At 54.4% G+C, this 24,050-nt stretch carries 21 protein-coding genes; all 21 read left to right on the top strand.

Features of this window, described 5'->3' with window-relative positions:
* Window positions 1-35 precede the first annotated feature (35 nt).
* The 21 genes from secD to rsmI all read left to right on the top strand — a co-directional run bounded on the left by secD (window position 36) and on the right by rsmI (window position 24,036).
* Window positions 36-1,430 (top strand): protein translocase subunit SecD, encoded by a 1,395-nt coding sequence (gene secD, locus CSA35_07285; GenBank protein ID PIE54188.1) that lies wholly within the window; start codon window positions 36-38, stop codon window positions 1,428-1,430.
* Between the two features lie 16 nt (window positions 1,431-1,446).
* The gene (secF, locus tag CSA35_07280; GenBank protein ID PIE54222.1) at window positions 1,447-2,325 is read left to right on the top strand and encodes a protein translocase subunit SecF; all 879 of its coding nucleotides are present in this window, start codon (window positions 1,447-1,449) and stop codon (window positions 2,323-2,325) included.
* A 107-nt stretch (window positions 2,326-2,432) separates the two neighbouring features.
* Window positions 2,433-4,079 carry a single-stranded DNA exonuclease RecJ gene (locus tag CSA35_07275; GenBank protein PIE54187.1) on the top strand — a complete coding sequence of 549 codons (1,647 nt, stop codon included), beginning with the start codon at window positions 2,433-2,435 and terminating at the stop codon, window positions 4,077-4,079.
* A gap of 13 nt (window positions 4,080-4,092) precedes the next feature.
* Window positions 4,093-6,354, top strand: coding sequence for a (p)ppGpp synthetase (locus CSA35_07270; GenBank protein PIE54186.1), 2,262 nt, complete (start codon window positions 4,093-4,095; stop codon window positions 6,352-6,354).
* A 3-nt stretch (window positions 6,355-6,357) separates the two neighbouring features.
* Window positions 6,358-6,807, top strand: a complete 450-nt coding sequence (locus CSA35_07265; GenBank protein PIE54185.1) for a D-tyrosyl-tRNA(Tyr) deacylase — start codon at window positions 6,358-6,360, stop codon at window positions 6,805-6,807.
* A 2-nt stretch (window positions 6,808-6,809) separates the two neighbouring features.
* Window positions 6,810-7,436, top strand: a complete 627-nt coding sequence (locus CSA35_07260) for an MBL fold metallo-hydrolase (protein ID PIE54184.1) — start codon at window positions 6,810-6,812, stop codon at window positions 7,434-7,436.
* Window positions 7,430-8,089, top strand: a complete 660-nt coding sequence (locus tag CSA35_07255) for a DNA repair protein RadC (GenBank protein PIE54183.1) — start codon at window positions 7,430-7,432, stop codon at window positions 8,087-8,089. Before CSA35_07260 ends, CSA35_07255 begins: the two co-directional genes overlap by 7 nt.
* 27 nt (window positions 8,090-8,116) lie before the next feature.
* Window positions 8,117-9,163, top strand: coding sequence for a rod shape-determining protein (locus CSA35_07250; GenBank protein PIE54182.1), 1,047 nt, complete (start codon window positions 8,117-8,119; stop codon window positions 9,161-9,163).
* Between the two features lie 22 nt (window positions 9,164-9,185).
* Window positions 9,186-9,974 carry a rod shape-determining protein MreC gene (locus CSA35_07245; GenBank protein PIE54181.1) on the top strand — a complete coding sequence of 263 codons (789 nt, stop codon included), beginning with the start codon at window positions 9,186-9,188 and terminating at the stop codon, window positions 9,972-9,974.
* Entirely contained in the window at window positions 9,971-10,435 is a 465-nt protein-coding gene (locus tag CSA35_07240; protein PIE54180.1) for a hypothetical protein, read from the top strand. The genes CSA35_07245 and CSA35_07240 overlap by 4 nt, the downstream gene beginning before the upstream one ends.
* Window positions 10,428-12,179 carry a penicillin-binding protein 2 gene (gene mrdA, locus CSA35_07235; GenBank protein PIE54179.1) on the top strand — a complete coding sequence of 584 codons (1,752 nt, stop codon included), beginning with the start codon at window positions 10,428-10,430 and terminating at the stop codon, window positions 12,177-12,179. Before CSA35_07240 ends, mrdA begins: the two co-directional genes overlap by 8 nt.
* Before the next feature lies 1 nt (window position 12,180).
* Window positions 12,181-12,873 (top strand): septum site-determining protein MinC, encoded by a 693-nt coding sequence (minC, locus tag CSA35_07230; protein PIE54178.1) that lies wholly within the window; start codon window positions 12,181-12,183, stop codon window positions 12,871-12,873.
* Window positions 12,845-13,714 carry a septum site-determining protein MinD gene (minD, locus tag CSA35_07225; protein ID PIE54177.1) on the top strand — a complete coding sequence of 290 codons (870 nt, stop codon included), beginning with the start codon at window positions 12,845-12,847 and terminating at the stop codon, window positions 13,712-13,714. The genes minC and minD overlap by 29 nt, the downstream gene beginning before the upstream one ends.
* 11 nt (window positions 13,715-13,725) lie before the next feature.
* Window positions 13,726-14,001 carry a cell division topological specificity factor MinE gene (gene minE / locus CSA35_07220; protein ID PIE54221.1) on the top strand — a complete coding sequence of 92 codons (276 nt, stop codon included), beginning with the start codon at window positions 13,726-13,728 and terminating at the stop codon, window positions 13,999-14,001.
* The gene (locus tag CSA35_07215) at window positions 13,994-15,115 is read left to right on the top strand and encodes a rod shape-determining protein RodA (protein PIE54176.1); all 1,122 of its coding nucleotides are present in this window, start codon (window positions 13,994-13,996) and stop codon (window positions 15,113-15,115) included. Before minE ends, CSA35_07215 begins: the two co-directional genes overlap by 8 nt.
* Window positions 15,116-15,143: 28 nt before the next feature.
* Window positions 15,144-16,967, top strand: coding sequence for a B12-binding domain-containing radical SAM protein (locus CSA35_07210; protein PIE54175.1), 1,824 nt, complete (start codon window positions 15,144-15,146; stop codon window positions 16,965-16,967).
* Window positions 16,968-17,591, top strand: coding sequence for a radical SAM protein (locus CSA35_07205; protein ID PIE54174.1), 624 nt, complete (start codon window positions 16,968-16,970; stop codon window positions 17,589-17,591).
* Window positions 17,592-17,605: 14 nt separating this feature from the next.
* Window positions 17,606-19,108 (top strand): ribonuclease E, encoded by a 1,503-nt coding sequence (locus CSA35_07200; GenBank protein ID PIE54173.1) that lies wholly within the window; start codon window positions 17,606-17,608, stop codon window positions 19,106-19,108.
* Entirely contained in the window at window positions 19,083-22,496 is a 3,414-nt protein-coding gene (gene smc / locus CSA35_07195; protein ID PIE54172.1) for a chromosome segregation protein SMC, read from the top strand. Before CSA35_07200 ends, smc begins: the two co-directional genes overlap by 26 nt.
* Window positions 22,493-23,230: a methyltransferase gene (locus CSA35_07190; GenBank protein ID PIE54171.1), complete on the top strand. Its 738-nt coding sequence runs from the start codon at window positions 22,493-22,495 to the stop codon at window positions 23,228-23,230. The genes smc and CSA35_07190 overlap by 4 nt, the downstream gene beginning before the upstream one ends.
* Window positions 23,221-24,036: a 16S rRNA (cytidine(1402)-2'-O)-methyltransferase gene (gene rsmI, locus CSA35_07185; protein PIE54170.1), complete on the top strand. Its 816-nt coding sequence runs from the start codon at window positions 23,221-23,223 to the stop codon at window positions 24,034-24,036. The genes CSA35_07190 and rsmI overlap by 10 nt, the downstream gene beginning before the upstream one ends.
* Window positions 24,037-24,050: the final 14 nt, after the last annotated feature.

Here is a 24,050-nt window from a genome sequence, read left to right as displayed (position 1 = left end):
CTCTGTTGGGTATCACAAGGAGGTAGTGGGTTTCTATGTTAAAGAAGGATCGTTGGCGGTTAGCTTTAGTTGCCGTCGTCGTTGTGGCTGCCCTGGCGTCGGTATTTCCGATTAAGGGACGGGTTCATTTGGGGTTAGACCTCAAGGGGGGGGCTCACATTCTCCTGCAAGCCAAAGGGATACCGGAGAACCCCCTGACCAATGACAGTGTGGAACGTCTATTGGCGGTTTTGAGAAACCGAGTTGATCAGTATGGGGTCTCTGAGCCCGTTATCCAGAGAGAGGGCGAGAATCGAGTGATCGTGGACCTCCCTGGAGTTGAAAATCCCGAACAGGCTCTGGAGCTTATCGGGAAGACCGCTTTGCTGGAATTCCGGCAGGTGCTCCAGGCCACGGCTGCGCTGCCTCCTCAGGCTGAGAGGAAGAATTACGACTCCGATGAGGAATATGAGCGGGCCGTCTCCCGCTGGAACGAGGTCAAGGCCCAAAGGGACAGTCTTGAAAAGGACTTGCGGGCTCGAGCTGAAACCAAAAGTGGCGGCGTTGTGGCCGACGATGACTCTGGGAGGATATACCTTCTGGGGGAGGTCTACGTCAGCGGAAAGGATCTAAAGGGAGCTAAGGCGACCTACGACAATCTGGGACGTCCTGTAGTAAGTCTGGAGTTCAACGATACCGGAGCTAAGCTTTTCGATGCGGCTACGGAAACCAACGTGGGAAAACAGATCGCCATTGTTCTGGATGGCATGGTGGTATCGGCTCCTGTCGTGCAGGAACGGATCAGTGGAGGCTCTGCCCAGATTTCCGGTAGTTTTTCACCGGAAGAGGCCAGAAACCTGGCTATTATGCTTCGAGCCGGAGCTTTGCCCGTTCCCGTCGAGGTTCTGGAAAATCGTTCCGTGGGGCCAACCTTGGGCACTGACTCCATCAAAGCTGGTCTCAAGGCAGGCTTCATCGGCTGCGTGCTCGTCGTTTTGTTCATGCTTATCTACTACCGGGTTCTTGGTCTTGCTGCTGATGTCGCCTTGGTTGTGACTATGCTCCTCCTCTTTGCTCTTTTGATTAGCTTCAAGGCAACGCTGACCCTCCCGGGTATCGCGGGTATTATTTTGACTATTGGCATGGCCGTGGATGGAAATATCCTGATATACGAGCGAGTAAAAGAGGAGTATAGAGACGGTAAAACCCCTCTGGCTTCCTTGGATTCAGGCTTCAAAAAAGCTTTTAAAACCATTTTGGATGCCAATATCACTACCTTGATCGCTGCGGCAGTCCTCTATTATTTTGGAAGTGGACCCGTCAGAGGTTTTGCTTTGACCTTGGCCTTTGGTATCGTCGCCAGCGTCTTCAGCGCTGTTTTGGTAACCCGTGTTCTGCTACAGATCATGGTGAGCCACAACAGCATTCCTTCCCTGGCACGTCGAAGGTAACGGGAGGCCGTTGATGATGAATACGAATCTGATGTATAAGTTCAACTTTATGAGGTTTCGCCGTCAGGCCTTGGGATTGAGCGCCCTTCTCGTTCTCCTGAGTTTGGGGCTTTTGCTGACTCGGGGGCTGAATCTTGGTATTGACTTCACCGGAGGAAATCTGCTTCAGCTTGAGTTCCCCGCTCCCGTTCAGGTCAGCGAAGTCCGTGGTGTCTTGGGGCACCTTGGCCAGAGCAAGGCTGTTATTCAGGCCTACAGTGATCGAGGAGTTATCGTTCGCCTCCAGGCAGAGGAAGAGGGGGTTCGAAAGGACGTTTTAAATGCTCTTAAGGCCAAGTTCAACGGTCTGTCTGTTCTTCGATTTGAAAAGGTCGGTCCTGTTGTGGGAGAGCAGCTTCGTCGAGAAGCCTGTGTAGCGTTGCTTGTGGCTCTTCTGGGGATCCTGATCTACATAACCATCCGCTTCCAATTCCGCTTTGCTGTGGTTAGCGTAGTGGCTCTTCTTCATGACACTATAATTACCTTGGGACTGTTTAGTCTTATGGGACGAGAGATTTCCATCACCTTCATCGCCGCGATCTTGACCATCGTGGGCTACTCTCTGAACGACACCATTGTCGTTCTTGATCGGGTTCGAGAGAACTGGAAACACCTTCGGGGATGGGGTGTGGATGGCCTCATGAACGTCTCCATTAACCAGACGCTGTCTCGGACCATCAACACGTCTCTGACCACGTTTCTTCCTGTTCTGGCATTCTACATCTGGGGAGGACCGGTTCTGGCCAACTTCTCTTTTGCTCTTATGACGGGGATCGTGATAGGAACCTATAGCTCTATCTATATTGCTGGTGCCCTTCTTGATGAGTGGTTCACAGGGGTTCCTGTTTCGAAATAGACATCGTCAAGGAGGGGGGCCTTGCTGCTCCCCTCCTTCTGTCATATTCACGAAGTACGGTTTGAAGTTCTCCCACTTATGCACGTAAGAGGAGGTGTTTTGTCCGGATGCTCCCGACATGTTCTTCTCGGCAGATACAGCGACTCTCCGTTGACGATGATCCCCTTGCTCTTTCCACTCATCTCGGCTGCTCCAACCTGCTGGCTACGGTTATGCGTTCCCGCTGGGGAGACGATCCTGATAAGCTGAGCTCCTTGTTGGTTGATGACCTGCCCGGTAGTCTTCAGAATCTGGATTTGGGGCCCGATGTGGATCGGGCCCTCGAGCTTTGGAACAAAGCAGTTCCCAATCAGAAGGTGCTGGTTTATGGTGATTACGACGTGGACGGTGTGTCCTCCTCTGCACTGGCTATTGAACTCGCTGGCCTTTCTGGGGCATCCTCGGTGAGCTATTACCTTCCCCATCGGCAGAATGAGGGATATGGCGTCCACAGATGGGTGATCCAGGCTGCCGTGGTTAAAGGCTTTCAGACTCTGATCGTTGTGGATTGTGGCTCCAAAGATGTGGAGGCCATAGACCAGGCTGTCCGTTCGGGTATGACCGTGATCGTTTTCGATCATCATTCAGTGGACGGAGACGTCATAGCAATTCCAGGCTTCGTGAATCCCCAGCGAGGGGGGTGTGCAGAGGCTTGTCGCCTATGTGCCACGGCGGTCCTCTGGGCTTGGGCGTTTCGCTGTGCTGTTGCTCCCCGGGAATGGCTCTTCGATCGTCTTGACCTTGTTGCACTCGCCACGGTAGCTGATTGTATGCCCTTGGGACCGTTAAACCGTGCTTTGGTCGGCCAGGGACTTGATGTCCTTCGTAATCGGCCTCGTCCTGGCCTTTTGGAACTTTGTCAGCGGCTTTCCGTTTCGCCGGCGATCCTGGACGAGGAGACCTTGTCCATGAAACTCGTTCCCTGTCTGAATGCTGCTGGTCGTCTGGATGTGGCAGATCGGGCGCTTGATGTCGTTTTGGGGAACGGGGATGTCGCTCATTTGTATGAATTAAACCAACATCGGAAGGAAATTTCTGCAACTATCACCTCCACGATAGTACAAAAAATCGAGAGATCGATGATGCAGGTCCATTATGATGAGAGCTGGCCTGTGGGAGTCCTCAGCGCTGTGGCCAGTCGCCTTTGCTACGGATATGACCGGGCTTTTGCCCTGGCAGCTCCCTCCGGCAACGGTATTCGTGGTACGCTGCGGGTGCCTGAGGGAGGTAATGCGGTCCAGATTCTCTCGGATCTCGACAACCTTCTGGAGGGGTGGGGTGGTCACCAATACGCTGCGGGTTTTTCCGTGACTCCTGATCGTTGGGACCTCCTGACGATCGAGTTAGACCGCCGTTTGAAGGCGATTATCTCTCCGGAGAAGGTTGACGTGGTTATCGACTGGGATCCCTCTCGCTTCGATATGGGATTATGGCATGACCTCCGTCGGATCGGCCCTTTTGGGCATTCCCATCCTTTTCCAGCGTTTTTCGTGCCCCGAAGGGGCGGAGAACGGCTTCAGCCTTTGGGAAAGGGGGGGCTGCACGGCAAGATTGACGTAGGCTCCGGGACATTACTGGCCTTCAACGGTGCTCGTCAGCATTGCTCCATGGAGGATATTTACGGATGGGTCTATCGACCAAGGCTGAACGAGTGGAAGGGGCGACTGAGTCTCCAATTTGTGGTGGAAAAGATAGTTTTGGCCGATGGCGCTTAGGGGAGATGAGGCCATGAGTGAGGTGGAGCACAAGAAGTTCAGCAAAAGGAATCTCATTTCCCTTCGGGACAGTTTTATGGGGAGGTTGCCTGAGCAACAGCGATCAGTTTCGGTAAAATTTGCTTGGCAAGAGCTGTGGTCCAAGGTCGCCCGATACTTTACCCCAGATGAGCTGAAGGAGCTGGGAGAGGCTCTGGTGTATGCAGCCGAGGCCCACGGCGATCAGAAGCGGGGGACTGGTGAACCCTATATCATCCATTGTATCTACGTGGCTTCCATCCTGGCCGAGATGAAAATGGACATTCAGACCATGGACGCCGCCTTGCTTCATGACTGTATAGAGGACACTCACGTGACCAAGGACGATCTGGCGAATAGTTTCGGAGCTGAGGTGTCAGTGTTGGTCGACGGTGTCACCAAGCTTGGAAAGCTTCCCTTCAAGTCTTTCGAGGATTACCAGGCGGAGAACCTGCGAAAGATGTTTCTCGTCATGGCGAAGGATATACGGGTGGTCCTCATCAAACTGGCCGATCGTACTCACAATATGAGGACCTTAGGCGTCCTTCGTCGAGATAAGCAGCAGCGAATTGCCAAGGAGACCCTGGAGATTTACGCTCCTTTAGCTCATCGCCTGGGGATCTATCAGGTGAAGAGGACCCTTGAGGATCTGGCATTCAAGTATTATGACCCTGATATGTACTATGAGATCAAAAAGAAAGTGCAGAAAAGGCTTCCCGAGCGAGAGACAACCATCAAAAAAGCTATCGAGGTCCTGGAGGCTCGACTTAAGGAGCACGATATCGAAGCCCTTATCAAGGGCCGAGCCAAGCACTTTTATAGTATTCTTGAGAAGATGAATCGCAAGGGCTTATCGGTGGATCAGCTCTACGATCTTCTGGCTATGAGGATCATCGTCGATGACGTCACGTTGTGTTATACCGTTTTGGGCATTGTGCATACAATCTGGAAGCCAATTCCCGGTCAATTCGACGATTATATTGCCAATCCTAAAAACAACATGTATCAGTCTCTCCACTCCACGGTGGTGGGGCCGTCTGGTGAACCTCTTGAGGTGCAGATACGGACCTGGGAGATGAACTGGCTTGCAGAATATGGGGTAGCGGCTCACTGGCGGTACAAGGAAGGTTCCCAGCGGATGGACGATCTGGATACCAAACTCGAGTGGATCCGGAAGACCATCGAGGAGAGCCAGGAAGTTCGTCCAGAGGAGTTCATGGAGCGTCTGAAGGATGACGTCCTCACATCGGATGTGTTCGTCTTCACCCCTCAGGGAGACGTAAAATCCCTGCCCCGAGGTGCTGCCCCTATCGATTTTGCCTATGCTGTCCATACTCAGGTTGGCAACCAATACGTGGGAGCTATGGTCAATAACCGTATTGTCCCTACGGACTATGAACTGCAAAACGGTGACATCGTCAGAGTCCTTACATCTCCTCAGGGGAAGCCCTCCCGGGATTGGTTAAAGGTGGCTAAGAGCAGCAAGGCCAAGGGGAGGATCCGAGCTTATTTCAAACATCTGGATACCGTGGCCAAGACGGAGACGATTCAGAGGGGGCGGGAGCTTCTGGATCGAGAGCTTAAGCGTCGCTTGAGCGACAAAGGTGCCCCCAAGCACCAAGCGGATGAAATATCATCGGTTTTAAACAGAGTTGCTCGGGATATGGGGTACAATAACGGAGATGATGTTTTCTTTGCTGTAGGGGCCAATAGCCAGAACCCCGGGACAGTGGCGTCCAAAATATGTTCTCTTCTCTCCTCTATGAAGTCCAAAGAAGAGTCCCCGCCGGATTCGAAACCCCATCGCTTGGTCCAGAAGGATCGTATGGACATCGTTGTCGAAGGGGCTGAAGGAGTTTTAGTCTCTCTTTCCAACTGTTGTAAGCCAGTTCCTGGTGATCCCATAGTGGGGTTTGCTACAAGATTGAGGGGTATCACAGTCCATCGGGAAAACTGCTCCAACGTGACCGGGATGTCCTCCGACCGATTTATCCAGGTGGATTGGGGGCATGTCGGGAAGAAGCGATATGAGGCTCGTATCGTCGTCGAGTCTCTGGACAGGCCAAGCTTGTTCTCCGACGTAGCCCAAGCCGTGGCCAACGCCGAATCCAGCCTGGCTGCTGTCAAGGCCAGCAAGATCGGCGGAGGACAGGCTCGTATGAAGCTCGACGTCTTGGTCCGAAACCTAGAGCATCTGTACGCGGTTATCGCCAAGATCAACACTGTTCGAAACGTTATAGACGTCACCAGGGGGTAAAGCATGAGAGCGGTAATACAGCGGGTTGCACGAGCTCGGGTTTCGGTGGACGGTACATCGGTGGGCTCTGTTGAGAAAGGGCTCTGTGTTCTCTTGGCTGTAGCATCCGGTGACACCGACGATCATGCTCGGTGGCTGGCCGAGAAGATTGTAGGGCTTCGGATCTTTGAGGACGATAATGGGAAACTGAACCTTTCCGTAAAAGACGTTTCCGGGGGACTCTTGGTCGTCTCTCAGTTCACCCTGTATGGCAATTGTCGGAAGGGACGACGTCCTTCTTTCGTGGGAGCGGCCTCCCCTGATCATGCCCGAGAGCTTTATGGTCGCTTTATGGAGCATCTTCAGGAGCTGGGTGTCCCCGTGGAATCAGGGACCTTCCAGACTCACATGGTCGTCGAGATTCATAACGATGGTCCGGTGACCCTGATTATCGATACTCCAGAGGTGCTGTAGACATGGAGTGGAAGCGCTTTCCCTTGGGGCTCTTGTGGACGAATGGATATCTCTTGTGGGGGCAGGATAAAGTGGGTTTTTTCGTGGATCCCGGTGGAGATCCGCGAGAGGTCGTACAGTGGATTGAGGAGCGGGAAATTTCTCTGTATGCCGTGGTCTTGACCCACGGCCATGCCGATCACATCGCAGGTGCTGCTGCTTTGTCCAGTCGTTTTGGTTCTCAGGTGTGGATCCACCCTGAGGACGAGGAAATGCTTTCAAGAGGAGATAAAAACCTCTCGATTCAGTTAGGGGCTGACTGTCCACCGGTAGAGGCGACAGGGTACCTGAAGGACGGTGTAGCCTTGTCCGTAGGAACCTTGATGTTGTCGGTGATCCATACGCCAGGGCATACCAGGGGAAGCTGTTGTATCCTGGTTCGAGACGGTGATCAAAAGCTCCTCTTGGCTGGTGATACCTTGTTTGCCAGGAGCATCGGTCGAACCGATCTTCCTGGGAGCGTCCCCCAGTTTATGGAGGCCTCTTTGGCGAGGTTGGCTGTATTGAACAGCGATCTGTTGGTCCTCCCAGGGCATGGTCCCGAGACCACCATTGGGATAGAAAAACGGGAGAATCCCTTTTTATCGTGACGGACGATCAGCTCCCCCGTGAGAGGCTCTTCGAAAAGGGGCCATCGGCTCTCAGTGATGTGGAACTTCTGGCTATCCTTTTGAGAACCGGTGGTGCCGGGCGTAGCGTTTTGAGCCTCTCCGAGTCGCTTCTGGACGGATTTGGTGGTCTTGGTGGGTTGCTCAGGACATCGGTGAGGGAGTTCCTCTCTTTTAAAGGGATTGGAGCAGCCAAGGCCGCGACTGTGTCTGCTGCAGTTGAGCTGGGGCGTCGTCTGGCGATGGTCGAGACGGACCGACCGAAAGGGGCTACGAAGGTCTCCCCGTTGCGTCGGGAGCTGGAGAAGGTCAGAGCCCTTTTGGCTCACGAGGAGCGAGAGTTCATCGTGGCTCTTTTCGTTGAACAGGATGGCGGTGTTTTGGCTGTGGAGCGACTCTCTTTTGGAGGAGTCGACGGGGCTGTTCTGGATCTCAAGTTTTTTTTGCGAGTTGCTATTCGGCTTGATGCCGATGGTCTGGTCCTCGTCCATAACCATCCTGACGGAGGGCTGGAAAGCAGCCTGGAGGATCGACGGTTAACCGCTGTCGTTCGAGGCCAGGTGGAGGCGTTAGGTATACGATTTTACGGTCATTATATCGTCTCAAGGCGAGGAATTACCGCCGTTGAGGGGTAGAGACAGGGAACAGAGGAGGATACATAGGTGGGGTTCTTTGGTTTTCTCGGCAACGAGGTGGGCATCGATCTGGGGACATCCAACGTTGTAGTCTACCAGTGCGGCAAGGGGATCGTCATGAACGAGCCATCGGCTGTGGCCGTCCGGAAGAAGAAGCGGGGAGGTCAGCTTGAGGTTATCGCCTTTGGTAACAGAGCTAAGGCTATGGCTGGCAAAACCCCGGAAGGAGTGTCCACGATCCGTCCTTTGAAGGACGGGGTTATCGCAGACTTTGACATGACCGAGGCCATAATTCGCCATTTCCTCCAGCGCACTGGAGGCTCAGGATTTCGTTCTCGTCCGAGAGTCGTCATATCGGTCCCTGCCAAGGTCACCGAGGTGGAGAAAAAAGCCGTCATTGATGCAACTCTGGGAGCGGGAGCTCGGGAGGCCTATGTTGTGGACGAGCCTGTTGCGGCAGCGTTGGGCGCTGGACTTCCCATACAGGAGCCCAGGGGAAGTATGATCCTGGATGTTGGCGGAGGTACCAGCGAGGTTGCGGTCCTCTCCTTGGGTGGGATCGTGGTGAATAATTCTCTCAGGGTCGCCGGTGACGATATGGACGATGCCATCGTGGCCATGCTTCGTCAGAAACATGCCATTTTCATCGGCAATACCACGGCTGAATCGGTCAAGATCGATGTAGGGTCGGCGCTGCCCATGGAGCAGGAGGTCGACATTGAGGTTAAAGGACGGGATCTTGCCGACGGTCTGCCAAAGGTAACGACCGTTTCGTCGGTGGAAATTCGGGAGGCCTTGGATCCTTTGATTTCACGCGTTGAAGATATGGTTAAGGTGGCTTTAGAGCAGACTCCTCCTGAATTATCCAAGGATATTGTGGATCAGGGGATCGTCCTGACTGGGGGGATCTGTCAGCTGAGAGGTCTGGATGTCCGTCTTTCCAGATCGCTGAACGCACCGGTTATATTGGCGGAGGACCCCTTGCATGCTGTTGCTCGAGGAGTGGGACGGATCTTGGAGGATCTGAACGCCATGAAGCGAGTATTAATGTCGGTCGAAAAAGGGAGTCGTTGATCTCTCCCGAAGGGTGCTGCTTATGGCTGATATTCGTCAAAGACGGATTATCTCGGGCCTGTGTGCTGTGGCTCTGGGGCTGATCTTGACTTTGAGCACCGGGAGTGAGCCGGTACTCAAGGTCATGAGCCTTTGGGCCCAGTGGCTTGAGCTGATGGAACGTCCTGCTGTCATGATTCGCCATGGCTATCGGAGCGGTCAAATGTGGTTCCAGGAAAGACGGACCCTTATGGAAGAACTTGCTGGCTTAAAGAGAGAAAACGACTCTCTTTTTCTCGCTCTCCACATGAAGGATGCTCTCATCTTAAGAAAAACTCTTATGGGTGCCTTGGCCGACGCCCGAGTCGATCTCCGTCTCTCCAGGAGCTGGTGGAATGAATTTCGGATTGATCAAGGAGGCCTGGACGGCCTCTCTCCCGGTGATCCGGTTCTTCAAGAAGGTTTCCTTATCGGCAGGATATCCCGGGTAGACGATCATCGTTCATGGGTGAGTTTGTTGACCTCAACATCGGAAATGGTTCCAGTCATCGTTCGAGAGACTCGGGATGTGGGGGTCGTCGTCGGAGATGGACAAGGGGGGCTGTGGTTGTGCTACATTCCCGACAACTCGGATATTCAACCGGGCATGGCCTTGGATACCGCCTTGATCAGCGAATTTTTGCCTCCTGGGATTCCCGTGGGACTTGTTGCTGACGGAGATAGGGAGAGCGACTTGGGGACTAAGGAATATCAGGTTATCTCAGGAGGATCTCTCTCTCGGATCTACGGGGTTCGAGTCTTCCGGAAACGTTCAGTGAGGATCTCGCCATGATGCTTCCTGCCCTGATCGCCTGGTGTGCTCAGGACTTCCTTCAGGTCCTGTGTTCAGGATGGAGTTTGTCCCCCGATGTATTCTTTCTCACGGTGTTCACACTGGGGCTGTGCGATGAACGCCGAACTCAAGCGTGTCTCTGGGGGGGCTTGCTTGGAGGGGTCTTTTGGGATCTCCGTTGGACAGGCGTTCCTGGCCTTCAGGGGGCTTTGTTCAGTGCTGTCTTTTTGGCCTCAGAGATGCTCTGGTGGTCGGTTCCCAAGGAAGGGCGACTACCGTCGTTGTTTTTGCTCTTTTCGTCGGCTGCCTTGGTCGTCGTGTTCTTGCCCCGGTTCTTTCTCTCGGAGTTTGGAAGGAGCTTGAGTCTTACGTCTCTCGGGTGGTTTATCCTTCTGAGTATGCCATCTCTTTTGGGGGCATGGCTGTATTACGGCGTTATATACAGACGGCAGAATGTTTGATAACAGGACCATCGTGGACGAAAGGCTTCGAGGACTCCGTTGGGCTGTCTTGGCCTCTTTGGCGTGTCTTATTGCAGGGTTAGGCTATTTTCAGATTTTCCGTTCCGATCAATATGTGCAACTGGCGTTGTCCAATAAGCTGCGGGTCATTCGACTTCCTGCTACTCGAGGAAGTATTTCCGATGCAAACGGCGTTCTTCTGGCCACGAATGTTTTGACTTTCGATATCGTTGGGTATCCTTTGGACCTGAAGGAGAAAGGCTTGCTGAGAGCCTTCTCGACCCTGCTTCGTCGTCATGGCATTCCTTTGTCGGAAGAACTCTTGGCTCGTCGAGCTCAAAGTCAGTACGTGGTTCCTTATCGATCAGTAGTTTTGCTTCGAAACCTGACTATGGCTCAGATGACCGATTTGGTCGGAGATCCCGAGTTTCCCCCTCAGTTTTTTTATCTGCCGGTATGGCGTCGGATCTATCCTGGAGGAGCCTTGGTCTGCCATGCTTTGGGGTATGTGGGCGAGATCACCGAAGCTGAGCTTCAAAAACTGGGTCGAGATGGAGACACTTCGCGGTTTGCCGGGGGAGATATGACTGGAAAAGGAGGAATTGAGGCGTACTATGAGGATCGGCTCCAAGGGTATCCCGGGCATCGGGTTATTGAGGTCGACGCTCGTGGACGCTTCGTTCGTTCTCTATACGGTCAGAGACCCGTGGCAGGGGAGAACCTGGCCTTGACATTGGATCTGGGGGCTCAGCGTCTTGCTGCCGATCTTATGGGGGATCGACGAGGTGCTGTTCTGGCCATGGACCTTAAGTCGGGGGGGCTGAAAGTCCTTTATTCAAGTCCGACTTTTGACGTTAACCCCCTCGCTTGGGGAATCTCGTCTAAAGAGTGGAAAAAACTTCTGGGCGCTCCCAGTCGGCCTATGCTGAATAGAGCAATGTGTGGAGCCTATTCTCCTGGATCCGTTTATAAGCCCATAGTGGCCTATGCCGCTTTGGCGGAGAGGTCGGCCACCCGGAGGACTGCGGTTGTATGTACGGGAAAATTTATTTTGGGGAACCAGACGTACCGATGTCATCGTCGGTGGGGACATGGCAGTGAAAACGTCATCGAGGCTCTCCGGGATTCGTGCGATGTCTATTTTTATGAGATAGGCCAGCGAGTGGGGATTGATACCCTCGTGAAATGGGGCAAGGTCTTTGGCGTGGGGAAAAAAACGGGAGTTGATATTCCAGGAGAGGTCGAGGGAACCATCTCAGGCAGGGAATGGAAAAAACGGAAGTTCGGTGATCGATGGTACAAAGGAGATACCGTTAACTACTCCATCGGTCAGGGTTTTTTGCTTATGACTCCGATCCAAATCCTTCATGAGTTTGCTGTTCTGGCTACAGGGCGCTCCTTTCGCCCTCACCTTCTTCAGGATGGTGATTTCCCGTCGGTGGACCTGAAACTTGATGCTCAGCTTCTGCGGATTGTCCAAAAAGGTTTAGAGAAAGTTGTGGAACCTGGCGGTACCGGCTGGCGTGCGGGGAGCTTCGGTGTTTCTGTGGCCGGGAAAACCGGCACCGTACAAAACTGCCAGGGGGACGACCACGCTGTTTTTGGGGGGTATTCTCCTGTGGAAAAACCTCAGTATGTTGCCGTTGCCTTCGTTGAGGAGGGGCTTCATGGCAGCTCCACTGCCGCCCCCATCGTTGGCCAGCTTCTGGCATATCTGGTGAAAAACAACGAAGGAGGTCTCTAAAATGTCCATGTCCCCGGAAAACAGTGCTGTGGTCATAAAAGGACATGGCACAGGGGTCCGGCTCATCATACCGACTGATTTAGCTTTGGACGAGGCCCTGAATCAGGCTGTTCGAGTGGTGTCTGAGGCAGAGTCCGTGATCAAACAGATGACTATCATCGTCGATACCGGAGCTCGTCCTCTGGATTCGGCCGTGCTCCTTCGGGTTCTTCAGGAGATCATCTGGCCCATGGATTTGTCCATATCGTTTTGGAGAAGCGAGCACCAAGAGGCGCTTGCCTTTTTACGCCGTTCTGGGTTTCGCGTTGAGGATGAGAGAAGGGGTGAGAAGGAGCTCCTTATCGAACGCTCTGAAAAAACTGATGGCGAGCCTTTGGTGGTCAATCAAACCTTGAGATCAGGTCAGAAGATTGTTCATTCAGGGGATGTCTTGATCTTGGGGGATGTCCATAGTGGTGCTGAGGTCATGGCCTCCGGCAACGTCTGCGTGTTCGGGCGCTTGTCCGGGGTCGCTCATGCTGGGTGCGACGGGGATGAACGACGATTCATTGCCGTGGACTCCTTTAAGGCTCGGCAGGTTCGGATCGGTCGGAAGGTCAGCAACGACCTGAACTCGTCGGAACAGCTGTGGTGGGGAGGGGCTGTGATCGTCTCCATCGATCGAGATGCCTTCGTCGTCACGGAGCGGCGTTGACTTTGGACGAATTTTTTCGAGAATAGGAGATGTTTTTGTGGATGGACGGGTAATTGTTGTAACTTCAGGCAAGGGTGGTGTCGGAAAGACCACCACGACCGCCAACGTATCTATGGCTCTGGCCCAACAGGGGTACAGGGTTGTAGCTGTGGATGCCGATATTGGACTTCGGAACCTGGACGTTATTCTGGGTCTTGAGAACAGAATCGTCTATAACCTGGTGGACGTGGTTGAAGGAAGCTGTGATCTTCGCCGAGCTTTGGTGAAGGATAAGCGTGTGGAGGGGCTCCATCTCCTTCCAGCGGCTCAGACCAGGACCAAGGACGCTGTGAAACCGGAGCAAATGAAGGCCCTATGCGATAAGCTGAAAAAGGAGTTTGACTTCGTCCTGTTGGATAGTCCGGCAGGAATTGAGGGCGGTTTTCAGAACGCTGCCATCGGGGCTCGGGAGGCTTTGGTGGTTACTACCCCTGATGTTTCAGCGGTGCGGGATGCTGACCGAATCGTTGGAATGCTTGAGTCCCTGGGGAAAATGCCCATTCGACTTATCGTCAACCGTATTCGTCCCCAGATGGTCGAACGGGGGGATATGCTCTCGGTGGACGATGTCCTGGAAATTCTGGCAGTGGATCTCGCCGGTATCGTTCCAGAGGATGAGTCGGTTGTTACCTCGTCCAATAGAGGTGAACCCCTGACCATGGGAGAACGCTCCCCGGCGGCACAAGCGTTTGCCAATATAGCCGGTAGACTGGTGGGGGAGAATATTCCTCTCATTGACGTGACAGCCCTCGGCAAAAAAAGCCTGTTCGATGGCCTCAAGAAAATTTTTTTGGGGAAGTAGTGAGGGTCGTTATGGGATTTCTCGATAGATTCTTCTCCAAAAAAGGTTCCCAACAGGTAGCAAAAAATCGGCTTCAGGTCATTTTGGTCAACGATCGATGCGATATCTCTCCTGCCATGCTGGAGGAACTCAGAAAAGACCTGATAAAGGTTATCTCAAGCTACATGGATGTCGATACCGACCATATAGAGATGGACTTTGACAGAGAAGGTAACAAAGTGGCACTTGTGGCCAACATACCTGTAACCAGTATCAGAAGGGGGTCTCGAGGCACCAACGATGTCTGAGGAACGCCCCACGTTTTTCCAGACTCTTTTGAGGTACGTCGATTATCCGCTTGCCCTTTCTATGATCGCTCTGTACGTGATCGGGGTTATCTCCATCTACAGTGCTTCCGTGGGAGGGGGGCGAGGCCACTGGGGGTATGCCTATCGGCAATTGGTCTGGGGAGGTATCTCTCTTCTCGCCATCCTGGTGGTGCTCAGGATCGGTTATCGTTCCGTCCTTCAATGGGCATATCGGATCTACGGGGTAATCGTATGCTGTCTGGTTCTGGTTCTGGTCTCGGGAACGGTTGCCAAAGGCGCCCAGTCCTGGTTTTCTCTGGGAGGTCTCCATCTCCAACCGTCCGAATTAGGGAAGGTCGCCTTGGCTCTCCTCCTCGGACGATTTTCCGAGTATGGCAAACCCGAGACCTTTTGGGGTTTTGCTGTGCTGTGGGGGCTCGTGGGCATCAGCCTCGTTCTGGTGTTGCTGCAGCCCGATTTGGGAAGCGCTTTGGTCTATGGGGCGATGGCCTTTGTCGCCTTTTTGGTCGCTGGAGCACCGAGAGCGTATCTTTTATCCCTCGTTGGGGCTGGAGTCGCCATGCTTCCTGTTGGATGGGAGTTTCTTAAGCCCTACCAGCGCCAGCGTCTTCTGGTTTTCATCGATCCCTCTCGGGACCCTCTGGGGGCTGGATATAACGTTATTCAGTCCAGGATCGCCGTGGGATCCGGTTCCATCTGGGGGAAGGGGTTTCTTCAGGGGACTCAGAGTAAGCTTCGCTTTCTTCCAGAGCCCCACACGGATTTTGTCTTCAGCGTCTGGTCTGAGGAGTGGGGATTTGTGGGGGCTGCTTTGGTGCTTCTTCTTTTTGGAATTCTTCTCTGGCGCATGCTCGGGATCGCCGTTCGGTGTCGGGACAAGCAGGGAAAAGTCATGATCTCCGCTCTGATGGCCTGGGTATGGTTTCAGGTCTTCGAGTGTGTTGGGATGAGTATGGGGATCCTTCCGGTCACCGGACTTCCCTTGCCTCTGCTCAGTTACGGTGGCAGTGCCTTGCTGTCGAACGCTTTGGCTTTTGCTCTGGTTATGAGCGTTGGTGTCGCTGACGAGCTGGAACGACGAGAGTTTCATTGATGGTCGTTCGAGAGAGCATGGATGGAGCGTGATTCCTATCTTTGAGGAATGGGATGACCCCCGGTGGGAGGCCTGGGCCTCTGTGAAGCGGCCATCCCGGTATGTCGGGGGCGAGTGGGGTGATGTGAAGCCCAAGGACGATGCTTCGGCTCGGATCTGTCTGTGTTTCCCCGACGTGTACGAGGTTGGGATGAGCTATCTGGGGTTTCAGATTCTGTACACAATGATCAAAGCTCTGGACTCTATCGACGTGGAGCGGGCATACTGTCCATGGGTGGATATGGAAGAGATTATGAGGGCCCGTAAAATCCCCCTGGGATCCATCGAATCGAATCGACCTTTCAAGGATTTTCACGTCCTGGGTTTTACGCTTCAGTATGAACTTTCCTTCTCAAACATCCTTACGATGCTGAATCTGGGAGGAATTCCTCTCCGGGCAGCGGACCGAGACGATCGTGATCCTCTGGTGATCGCTGGTGGGCCAGGAGCTCTGAGCCCTGAGCCTTTGGCTGATTTTATCGACATATTCTGTCTGGGGGACGGTGAGGTTATGTTGCCGCCCCTTCTTCGGCTGATCTCAGAGACCGTCGGGATGGATCGATCACGGAGGCTCGCCATGGCTTCGGCCATCCCTGGGGTCTACGTGCCTTCGATGGTACGTTGGACGTACGATGAGCGGGGAGCATCCTGGTCAGGAAATGGAGTCCCTGTACAACGTGTCGTGGCTCCTGATATGGACGTTATCTGTCCTGAGACCGTCATCGTTCCCTCGGCGGGGATACTCCATGACCGGGTGGCTGTGGAGGTCTTCCGAGGCTGCTCTCGAGGGTGTCGTTTTTGTCAGGCGGGAATGATCTATCGTCCTGTTCGTGAGCGCTCCCCCGAGATGGTTTTGGATACCGTTCGCCGTCTCTCCGAAGCTTCAGGCTGGGAAGAGATCAGCCTTGTTTCTCTGGCCAGTTGCGACTATTCTCACATTCAAAGGACCATCCTGGAGCTGGGGCCATATCTGGAGGAGCGAGGTATGAAGCTCAGTCTTCCGAGTCTCCGGATGGACAATTTTGCCCTCTCTTTAGCTGCTGGGTTGGAGATCATGAAGAAAAGTGGCCTTACCCTCGCTCCAGAGGGGGGGACGCAGAGGATTCGGGACGTAATTAACAAAGGTGTCACTCAGGATAATGTGAGGGAGACTCTTCAGGCTGCTTTTGAGCACGGCTGGGATCGGATAAAACTGTACTTCATGATGGGGCTTCCCACCGAGACGGAGGAGGACTTGGCGGGTATTCTCCAGATCGCCGAAGACGCTGTTCGGATCGGGCGCTCCATGAAACGGAAGGCCCAGGTGACAGTGTCGGTTGCCGGTTTTGTCCCCAAGCCCCACACTCCTTTTCAATGGGAGGCACAGGATACAATAGAGAGCTTTCGGAGCAAAGGACGGTGGCTTAAAGGGCACGTCAGGAATCGAAAGATATCCCTCAAATACCACGAGCCGGATCAGTCTTTTTTGGAGGGCGTCTTCGCCAGAGGGGATCGCCGCCTTGGTGTCGTTATCCTCCGGGCGTGGACCCTGGGGGCTCGGTTCGATGGATGGTCCGATACGTTCAGTTTAGAGCGGTGGCTTCGGGCCTTCGACGACTGTTCCGTGGATCCTGAAAAGTATAACCTTCGGGAGAGGAGCCAGAATGAGATGTTCCCCTGGGATCACATAGACGTAGGGGTAACCCGGGATTTCCTCTGGCGGGAACGGTGTCGATCTCGGGAAGGACGTATAACGCCGGATTGTCGGGGTGGAACCTGTTGTGCATGTGGCTGGCAGGACAGGGGCTGTCTCTGGGCCAAAAGGGATAGATAGATCGTGCGAATACGGCTGTTGTTCTCCAAACGAGGGCCTTTCTGTTTTATTCGGCATGTTGAACTTCCCCAGATATTTGCCAGAGCTGCCAAACGGGCGGGGTTGAATATCCAGCGTACCGAGGGATTTTCTCCCCATCCTCGTATATCTCTGGGGCCTGCGCTTCCCGTGGGTGTGGTTGCCTGTGCCGAGCCGGTAGAGATCTGGTTTTGTCGGTGGGAGGACTCGTTCCTGTCTTTGTTGAACCAAGTTCTCCCGGACGGATTGACTTTTTCGGTGGCCGAGCCCGTGGACGGACGAGCGCTGAATAAAATGTGTAATGCTGGTGAATACTTGGTTCGTTTTGAACGCCTTGAGGCAGTCAAGCAATTGAAGGCGCTCCTCTCGATGGGCGAGAATCCTTGGGAGGAGTACCTTTTGAGATGGAGTTGGGATGGTCGTTTTTTGAAATGTGTCCTGGCCGATCCAGCCCAGAGAGGTCCTGGCGCTATGGTCAAGGACCTGGTCTCCGCCGGTGTCGTGACTGGTTGGCCCGATCTTCGTTTGGCCCGACTTGCCGTTGGGAGCTGGGATTCCTCTCGAGCGCTGGTGATACCCTTGGTCGGTGACGAAAAACTTTCATAAGGGAAGGTGGTCCCGTGGCGGACTGTGGTAAAGACGTTCGGATAGTCGCCAATACGATGGACCCCGAGGAGATGCGGGTAGCGATCATCCAGGGCGACAGGCTTCGAGAGCTGTTTGTCGAGCGGATGTGGGAGCGTCAGCGAAGCGGTGAGATATACAAGGCCAAGGTCGAGAGCGTCCTGCCGGGTATGAACGCCTCCTTCGTCAACCTGGGAGACGGACGAAACGGTTTTTTGTATCTCAAGGACGCCAAGGGGTTGGACCTGAAACCGGGCAACGATGTCCTGGTCCAGGTGACTAAATCGGCTCGCAAAAACAAGGGTGCTCGAGTGACCACCAGGATCTCCATCCCCGGTCGGTATTTGGTCCTGGTCCCGGGAGGCAAGGAGACAGGGGTGTCCAAACGAATCGATGACGATGAGGCTCGAAGGCGCCTGAGAAAGATGGCTCGTGCCTTTCTTCGGGAGGAGGGCATGGGGATAATCGTCCGTACGGCCGCTGCTGGGGCTGGCTTGGAGGCTCTTGAGAGTGATTTCGAGGGATTGGTCTCCCTGTGGCGAGAAATTGAGCGCAATGCTCAAGTTCAGTCGGCTCCCTGCTTGCTCTATCGGGACCTCGGGCTTACCGGTCGAGTTCTGCGGGACGAGTTCAACGACGACGTGTTCGATATCGTTGTGGACACCAAAGACGAGCAGATTCGGGTCGAGGAGTGGCTTCGGATGTATGGCGGTCCTAACGTCCCGGATGTGTCGCTCCACCGGGGCAAGACCCCCATCTTCGAATATTACGACCTGGAAAAACAGGTGGAAGCGATTCTGGCACAGAAGGTCTGGTTGCGATCAGGAGCGTATCTGGTCATCGAACAGACCGAGGCTCTGACCGTGGTAGACGTGAACACGGGTAAGTTTGTGGGAACGAGCGATATGCGGGAGACCGTTCTTCAGACTAACCTGGAGGCAGCTGATGAGATCGTCTGGCAACTTCGTCTTCGGGCTATTGGGGGTATCGTTGTCGTGGACTTTATCGACATGGAACTTCAGGAGGACCGTTGGACCCTGGTTCGCCGTCTTGAAGAGCTTCTGGCGAGGGACCGTTGTCGATCCAGGGTGTTTGGCGTGACCCATCTGGGGTTGGTGGAGATCACAAGAAAGCGTGCCAGACCCGACATTCGCTTCGTGCTCACCAGAGGATGTCCCCTGTGTGGCGTATCGGCCCGAGTCCTCAAGGAGGACTCAGTAGCTGTGATCCTTAAGCGATTTCTGCGGAAAGTGATCCAGTCTAATCGATCTCAGGCTTTTCTTTTGGAGTGCCATCCCGAGGTCGCTCAATACGTGGAGGAGGCGTACCGGCGGGGATGGGAGGACGAGTTTGGACGGGTTATTGCCCTGTGCGCTATGCCCTCCATGGCGTGGGATCGTTGTCGCCTGGACTACCAAGGATCGCTGGACGGTCTGGAGAAGATGATAGCTCGTCGTCAGAGGGAGGGCTTCGTTGTATATCGCACGACTTCAGCTTAAAAACTTCAAGAGCTTCGGTGGTACCCACGATCTTCCCCTGCCTCCGGGCTTCACGGCCATTGTAGGTCCTAACGGCAGCGGTAAAAGTAACATTCTGGACGGTCTTCGTTGGGGATTAGGAGACAGCTCGGGGGGGCGGCTTCGGATCACTAAACAAGCAGACCTGCTTTTTCAGGGGACGGCCACCCATCAGCCCGCCCGAGCCACCGAGGTTGTTCTGGAACTTCGAGATGGAACGGTCTCCTCGCTCATTCGTCGCCGCTACTCCGATGAGACCGGTGCTGTGACCTTGGTGGACGGTGACCGCTATCGGCTTCAGGATCTCTCCGAGGTCAAACGTAGGTGGCGTCTTGACGGGGATCGATTTGCCTTTATAGGACAGGGTGATGTGACCGATGCCATAACTCAGCGTCCCATGCAGCGTCGTAGCCACCTGGAGGAGCTCTTTGGCATCGATGTTTACAGGAAAAGACGGGACGACGCTTTAGCGAAGATCGCTGCTGCCAGTGAGGAACTCATCCGTCTATCCGCTTTGAGTGCCGAATTGGAGGCCCGAAAAAACGAGATCGCTCCGCTTGTGAGTATTGCTCACAAAGCTCAGGCGTTGGAGGAAAAACTGTCACAGGTTCGATCACGATGGTATCGTCTTCGCCGTATGAACCTGGAGGCTCTCTTGCTTGATCTGAAGTTGGGCCTTGCGAACGCCACGGACCGTTTGAGGGTATTGGAGAGATGGGCTCTGCTCTGGGAACGAGGTTTTGAGGGGCTTAAAGGACGCTCTGCTGGCATGGAACTCCGGAGGTTGGATATCCGTGAGAAATTGCTCGGGTTCGATGAAGCCTTGGATGCCAAAACCAGAGAATCTTTCGAGGCTGAGACTGCTCTTCGACTGGATGCTGATCGCTTGGATCGTTTGAATCGTTCGACGAAGGATCTTCGAGATCGAGAGGAACAAACCCGGGAAGAGTTGACCGAGGCCGAGATTCTTCGATCTCGAATGACGGATCAGAGAAACGAAAAACGTCAGGAACTGGCAGAGCTTGAGGCGCGAGCAGCCCGAATAGAGCAGGAAATAGAAGCCCATCGGCTTCGAAGGGAGGAACTGGTACTTCGTCAGGAAACCCTTCGAGCGTCTTTGGAATCTGCAGTAGGCAGAAAGGAAGCCCTGACCGGTACGGGGCCCTCTCGTAGAAGAGCCATGGAGGCTCTGGATAGGGAGATCGCCGAACTGGAAGTTGAACTTGCCGGGGTTCAGGAGCGTGAAGAAACGGCTCGGAGAGCCTTCGAGGCAGCCGAGGCCGATCATCGAAAGGCCGATGAAAGATGTCGAGATCTGGCAGCCAGGATCCAGCCCCTGAGAAAAAAAGTATACCAGCTTGAGAGAGAGCATGATACCCTATCGGACGTCGCCTCAGGAGAATTGTACCCTAGGCAGGTAAGCCATCTCATGGGTGCGGCCGATCTCGGTCGTTTGACCGTGCGGCCTATCCCGGTACTGGAGGCTTTCGACTGTCCCGAGGATCTGGTTATCGCCATGGACGCTGCCTTGGGAGCACGGCAGTTCTGGCTCTTGGTGGAGACCATGGACGATGCCCGAGAAGGTATTGAAGAACTCAAACGGAGTCAGGTCGGCAGGGTCACCTATCTCTCTTTGGATCGCTCTCGACCCAGAAAACCCGATAAGGCTCTTCTGCCCGATCGGGGAGTTGTGGGGTGGGCTGTAGATCTGCTTGAACTTCGGGAACTGTGGCGTCCGGCGCTGGAACATATCTTCGGTGATCTTCTTATTGTGGAGGACTACTCCGTTGGAGCTTCCCTACTCTCCCGGGGGATTCGGTATCCCGTCGTCACGCGGGAAGGAGAGGTCTTTGCTCCAGGAGGAACGGTGAGCGGCGGCCAGAGCAGACGATCAGGCAGAGCTATTCAGGCTCGGGGAAAGCTCCATCAGGTGGAGGACTCCCTTCGGCAGCACAGGAGAGAGCTTAGGCAATTAGAGGAATCTCTTAAGGAAGCCGAGGCTGAGGAGGAACGGGTCAGGGGCCTTGAGGAGGTCCTTCGTCATGACCTGGCCGAGGTGTCAACCGAGTTGCTTCGTGAGAAGACGCTCCTGGCGGAGCACTGTCGGGACAGGGACCTTCTACTCTCCGAGGAGGAGAACACCCGATCTAAATTAGCAGGGCTGGAGTCGAAGATAAAAACGTACAGAGATACCCTGACGTTGATTGAGGAGGATTTGGCTCAACTGCTTGCTCCTGAGGGTCAGGACGTTCAGGGGCAATTGGCTGCTCTTCGCCCCGAGATGATGCTATGGGACGAACGCTTGGTCTTGGCGGACAAACGAGTTGGGAAAGCGGCAGCAGATCTCTCGTCCCTTCAGGAATCTCTCAAAAAGGCCTCGGCTGAGCTTCTGTCGCTCAGGGAGCACCTGGATACTGAGACGGTGAATCTAAACGGTCTTAAAGCCTCTATTCAGGGGATCTCTCGGGAGCGGGATATCCTTCGAGCCGAGCTTGAGAGTACAGAGTTGAGAGGCAGCCTCGCTGGGAAGACCCTGGATCGATGTCTTAATCGGTACCAGGAGGCGGCGAAGGCTGCGGATGAGGCAAAAAGCGTTGCTGTGAGGATCGAGCAGAAACTCGATCGCGAGTCGGAGCGTCTGGAGGATTTGATCGTTTCCTGGGATTCGGTTTGTAAACAATTTGAAGAGACGGGCTCCCTCTCAGAGGGGGAGAATGAACTGACTTTGGAGCGCCGCGCTCGGCGTCTGGAGGGTGCCATTGCTTCTTTGGGCGACGTGAATCGGGGCGTGCTGTCGGAGGATATCTCTTTGACCGATCGAATCGAGTTCTACAGCGAACAAACCGATGATGTCTCGTCGGGCATCGCCGAGCTTCGGACCTTGGTGGACGAGATGGATCGTCAGGCAGGAACCCTCTTCGGCGATGCTCTGGAGCGAATTGACCGGCGATTTGATGGCCTGTTTCAGAGACTTTTTGGAGGTGGCGAGGCCCATCTTCGGCTTCAGGAAGGCAGTGGTCTCTGGGAGGCTGGTGTGGAAATTGTCGCACGTCCTCCCGGCAAGGTGCCGGCCTATCTTGCTCAGCTCTCAGGTGGTGAGCAGACTTTGACGGCGTTGTCTCTTCTCTTTGCCGCCATGGAGGTTGCTCAGGTTCCAGTGGTCGTCCTGGACGAGGTGGACGCTGCATTGGACGAGGTGAACCTCCACCGATTTGCTGATATTATCACGGATTATGCCTCTTCCTTACAGATAGTTGCCATGACGCACCGTCGACAGACTATGGAACGGGCTGACGTTATGTATGGTGTGACCATGTCCGAGCCAGGGCTTTCACAGATCGTTGGGGTGAAACTGGAGGATTGGCGATGAAGGACATGACCGTGGACGAGCTTAAGGGGCTCAATCTGCACCTCAGACAGCCGGTTCAGGGGCCTCGGGTGAACGTGGACACGGTTCTCCTGGCGGGATTCACCAAGGTCAAATCGGGGGAACGGGTCTGTGAGCTCGGGTGCGCTCACGGTGCGGTCTCCCTGATCCTGGCGAAACGTCGTGCTATCTCGATGGTGGGAGTCGATCTTCAGGAACACCTGACAGCTATGGCAAGGAAGAACGCTCAGGCGAACAGCTTGGACGACAAAGCCGATTTTCTTTGCGGAGATATTCGAGATGTTCGCTTGCTGCTTCCGCCTCAGAGTTTTGATGTCGTGGTGAGTAACCCGCCTTACGGTGACCCCCGTTACCATAGGATTGGTGATTCTCCCGAGAAAACCTTGGCTTGTCACGGGGTTCGCTGTTCGGTTGACGACGTGGCGTCAGCGTGTCGGTATCTACTGAGACAGAGGGGGCGGGCGTATTTTGTCTTTTCGGCTCAACGGCTCGTGGATCTTCTCGTAAGCCTTCGGAGCCACGAGATAGAGCCTAAAATCCTCAAGCCGGTTCATCCGAGGAATCACCGAGAGGCCACTGTATTTCTCGTTAAGGCCCTCCGGGGAGGTGCTCCGGGACTTCGCCTTCTGCCGCCTTTGATCGTTGCCGGAGAGGAGACTCAATTTTCGGAAGAACTTCTGGCTTACTATACCCCGGAGGGATCGCCATGCCCTTGATGGTGGTTCCCACGCCGGTGGGCAATCTGGAGGATATCACTCTCCGAGCCCTTCGGGTTCTCTCAGAAGCCGACGTGGTTGCCTGTGAGGACACTCGGCATACCGGGATGCTTCTTCATTGCCACGGGATTCGGGCCAAGCTCCTGTCGTACCATCGCCATAACGAGGTGGCACGGACTCGGGAGATCCTGTCCATGCTTCGAGATGGGATGACCGTGGCTCTCGTATCCGACGCCGGTACGCCCGGTATCTCGGATCCAGGATACGAGCTTATCAAGGAAGCAGTGAATGAAGGCGTTCCGATGGACATCCTCCCGGGAGCCACGGCTTTCGTCCCGGCCGTTCTTCTCTCGGGATTGCCACCTCAACCCTGTTTGTTCTACGGCTTTTTACCCGACAAGACCGGCGAAAGGGGAAAATGTCTTCGCGAACTTTCTCGATTTCCCTGGACCGTTGTATTCTATGTCTCACCCCATAAACTTCTCTCTCACATGAATCATGTTTTGTCGATCTTCGGAGATCGTCCCTGCGCTCTGATCAGGGAGATCAGTAAAATACACCAGGAGCCCCTTCGAGGGCTCCTCTCCGAGGTTCGATCAAAAGTGTCCAATGGCGTTAAGGGTGAGCTTGTTCTCGTGGTCGGAGGAGCATCTGATAATCATGCTTCTGAGGACTGGAGGCCGAAAGCTCAGGAGCTCCTGGAGAAGGGGCTCTCCGACAGGGAAGCCCTGGCTGTACTGGTTGAGCTTGGCATCCCAAAAAATGCGGCTAAAAAGTGGATTCTAGAACAAAAAAGGGTACAATGAGCAAAGCATTCGAG

It is taken from the genome of Dethiosulfovibrio peptidovorans (assembly GCA_002748665.1).
GTDB lineage: Bacteria > Synergistota > Synergistia > Synergistales > Dethiosulfovibrionaceae > Dethiosulfovibrio > Dethiosulfovibrio peptidovorans_A.
The sequence above is the reverse complement of the archived record's forward strand: the minus strand, read 5'-3'. Positions and strand labels throughout refer to the sequence as shown.

What these genes read in the sequence shown, in the direction of transcription:
- CSA35_07240 (PIE54180.1), top strand. Translation starts at nt 9,971, where the DNA reads ATGATGCTTCCTGCCCTGATCGCCTGGTGTGCTCAGGACTTCCTTCAG.
- CSA35_07245 (PIE54181.1), top strand. Translation starts at nt 9,186, where the DNA reads ATGGCTGATATTCGTCAAAGACGGATTATCTCGGGCCTGTGTGCTGTG.
- minE (PIE54221.1), top strand. Translation starts at nt 13,726, where the DNA reads ATGGGATTTCTCGATAGATTCTTCTCCAAAAAAGGTTCCCAACAGGTA.
- CSA35_07275 (PIE54187.1), top strand. Translation starts at nt 2,433, where the DNA reads ATGCTCCCGACATGTTCTTCTCGGCAGATACAGCGACTCTCCGTTGAC.
- mrdA (PIE54179.1), top strand. Translation starts at nt 10,428, where the DNA reads ATGTTTGATAACAGGACCATCGTGGACGAAAGGCTTCGAGGACTCCGT.
- CSA35_07190 (PIE54171.1), top strand. Translation starts at nt 22,493, where the DNA reads ATGAAGGACATGACCGTGGACGAGCTTAAGGGGCTCAATCTGCACCTC.
- CSA35_07215 (PIE54176.1), top strand. Translation starts at nt 13,994, where the DNA reads ATGTCTGAGGAACGCCCCACGTTTTTCCAGACTCTTTTGAGGTACGTC.
- minC (PIE54178.1), top strand. Translation starts at nt 12,181, where the DNA reads ATGTCCATGTCCCCGGAAAACAGTGCTGTGGTCATAAAAGGACATGGC.
- secF (PIE54222.1), top strand. Translation starts at nt 1,447, where the DNA reads ATGAATACGAATCTGATGTATAAGTTCAACTTTATGAGGTTTCGCCGT.
- rsmI (PIE54170.1), top strand. Translation starts at nt 23,221, where the DNA reads ATGCCCTTGATGGTGGTTCCCACGCCGGTGGGCAATCTGGAGGATATC.
- CSA35_07265 (PIE54185.1), top strand. Translation starts at nt 6,358, where the DNA reads ATGAGAGCGGTAATACAGCGGGTTGCACGAGCTCGGGTTTCGGTGGAC.
- secD (PIE54188.1), top strand. Translation starts at nt 36, where the DNA reads ATGTTAAAGAAGGATCGTTGGCGGTTAGCTTTAGTTGCCGTCGTCGTT.
- CSA35_07270 (PIE54186.1), top strand. Translation starts at nt 4,093, where the DNA reads ATGAGTGAGGTGGAGCACAAGAAGTTCAGCAAAAGGAATCTCATTTCC.
- CSA35_07260 (PIE54184.1), top strand. Translation starts at nt 6,810, where the DNA reads ATGGAGTGGAAGCGCTTTCCCTTGGGGCTCTTGTGGACGAATGGATAT.
- minD (PIE54177.1), top strand. Translation starts at nt 12,845, where the DNA reads ATGCCTTCGTCGTCACGGAGCGGCGTTGACTTTGGACGAATTTTTTCG.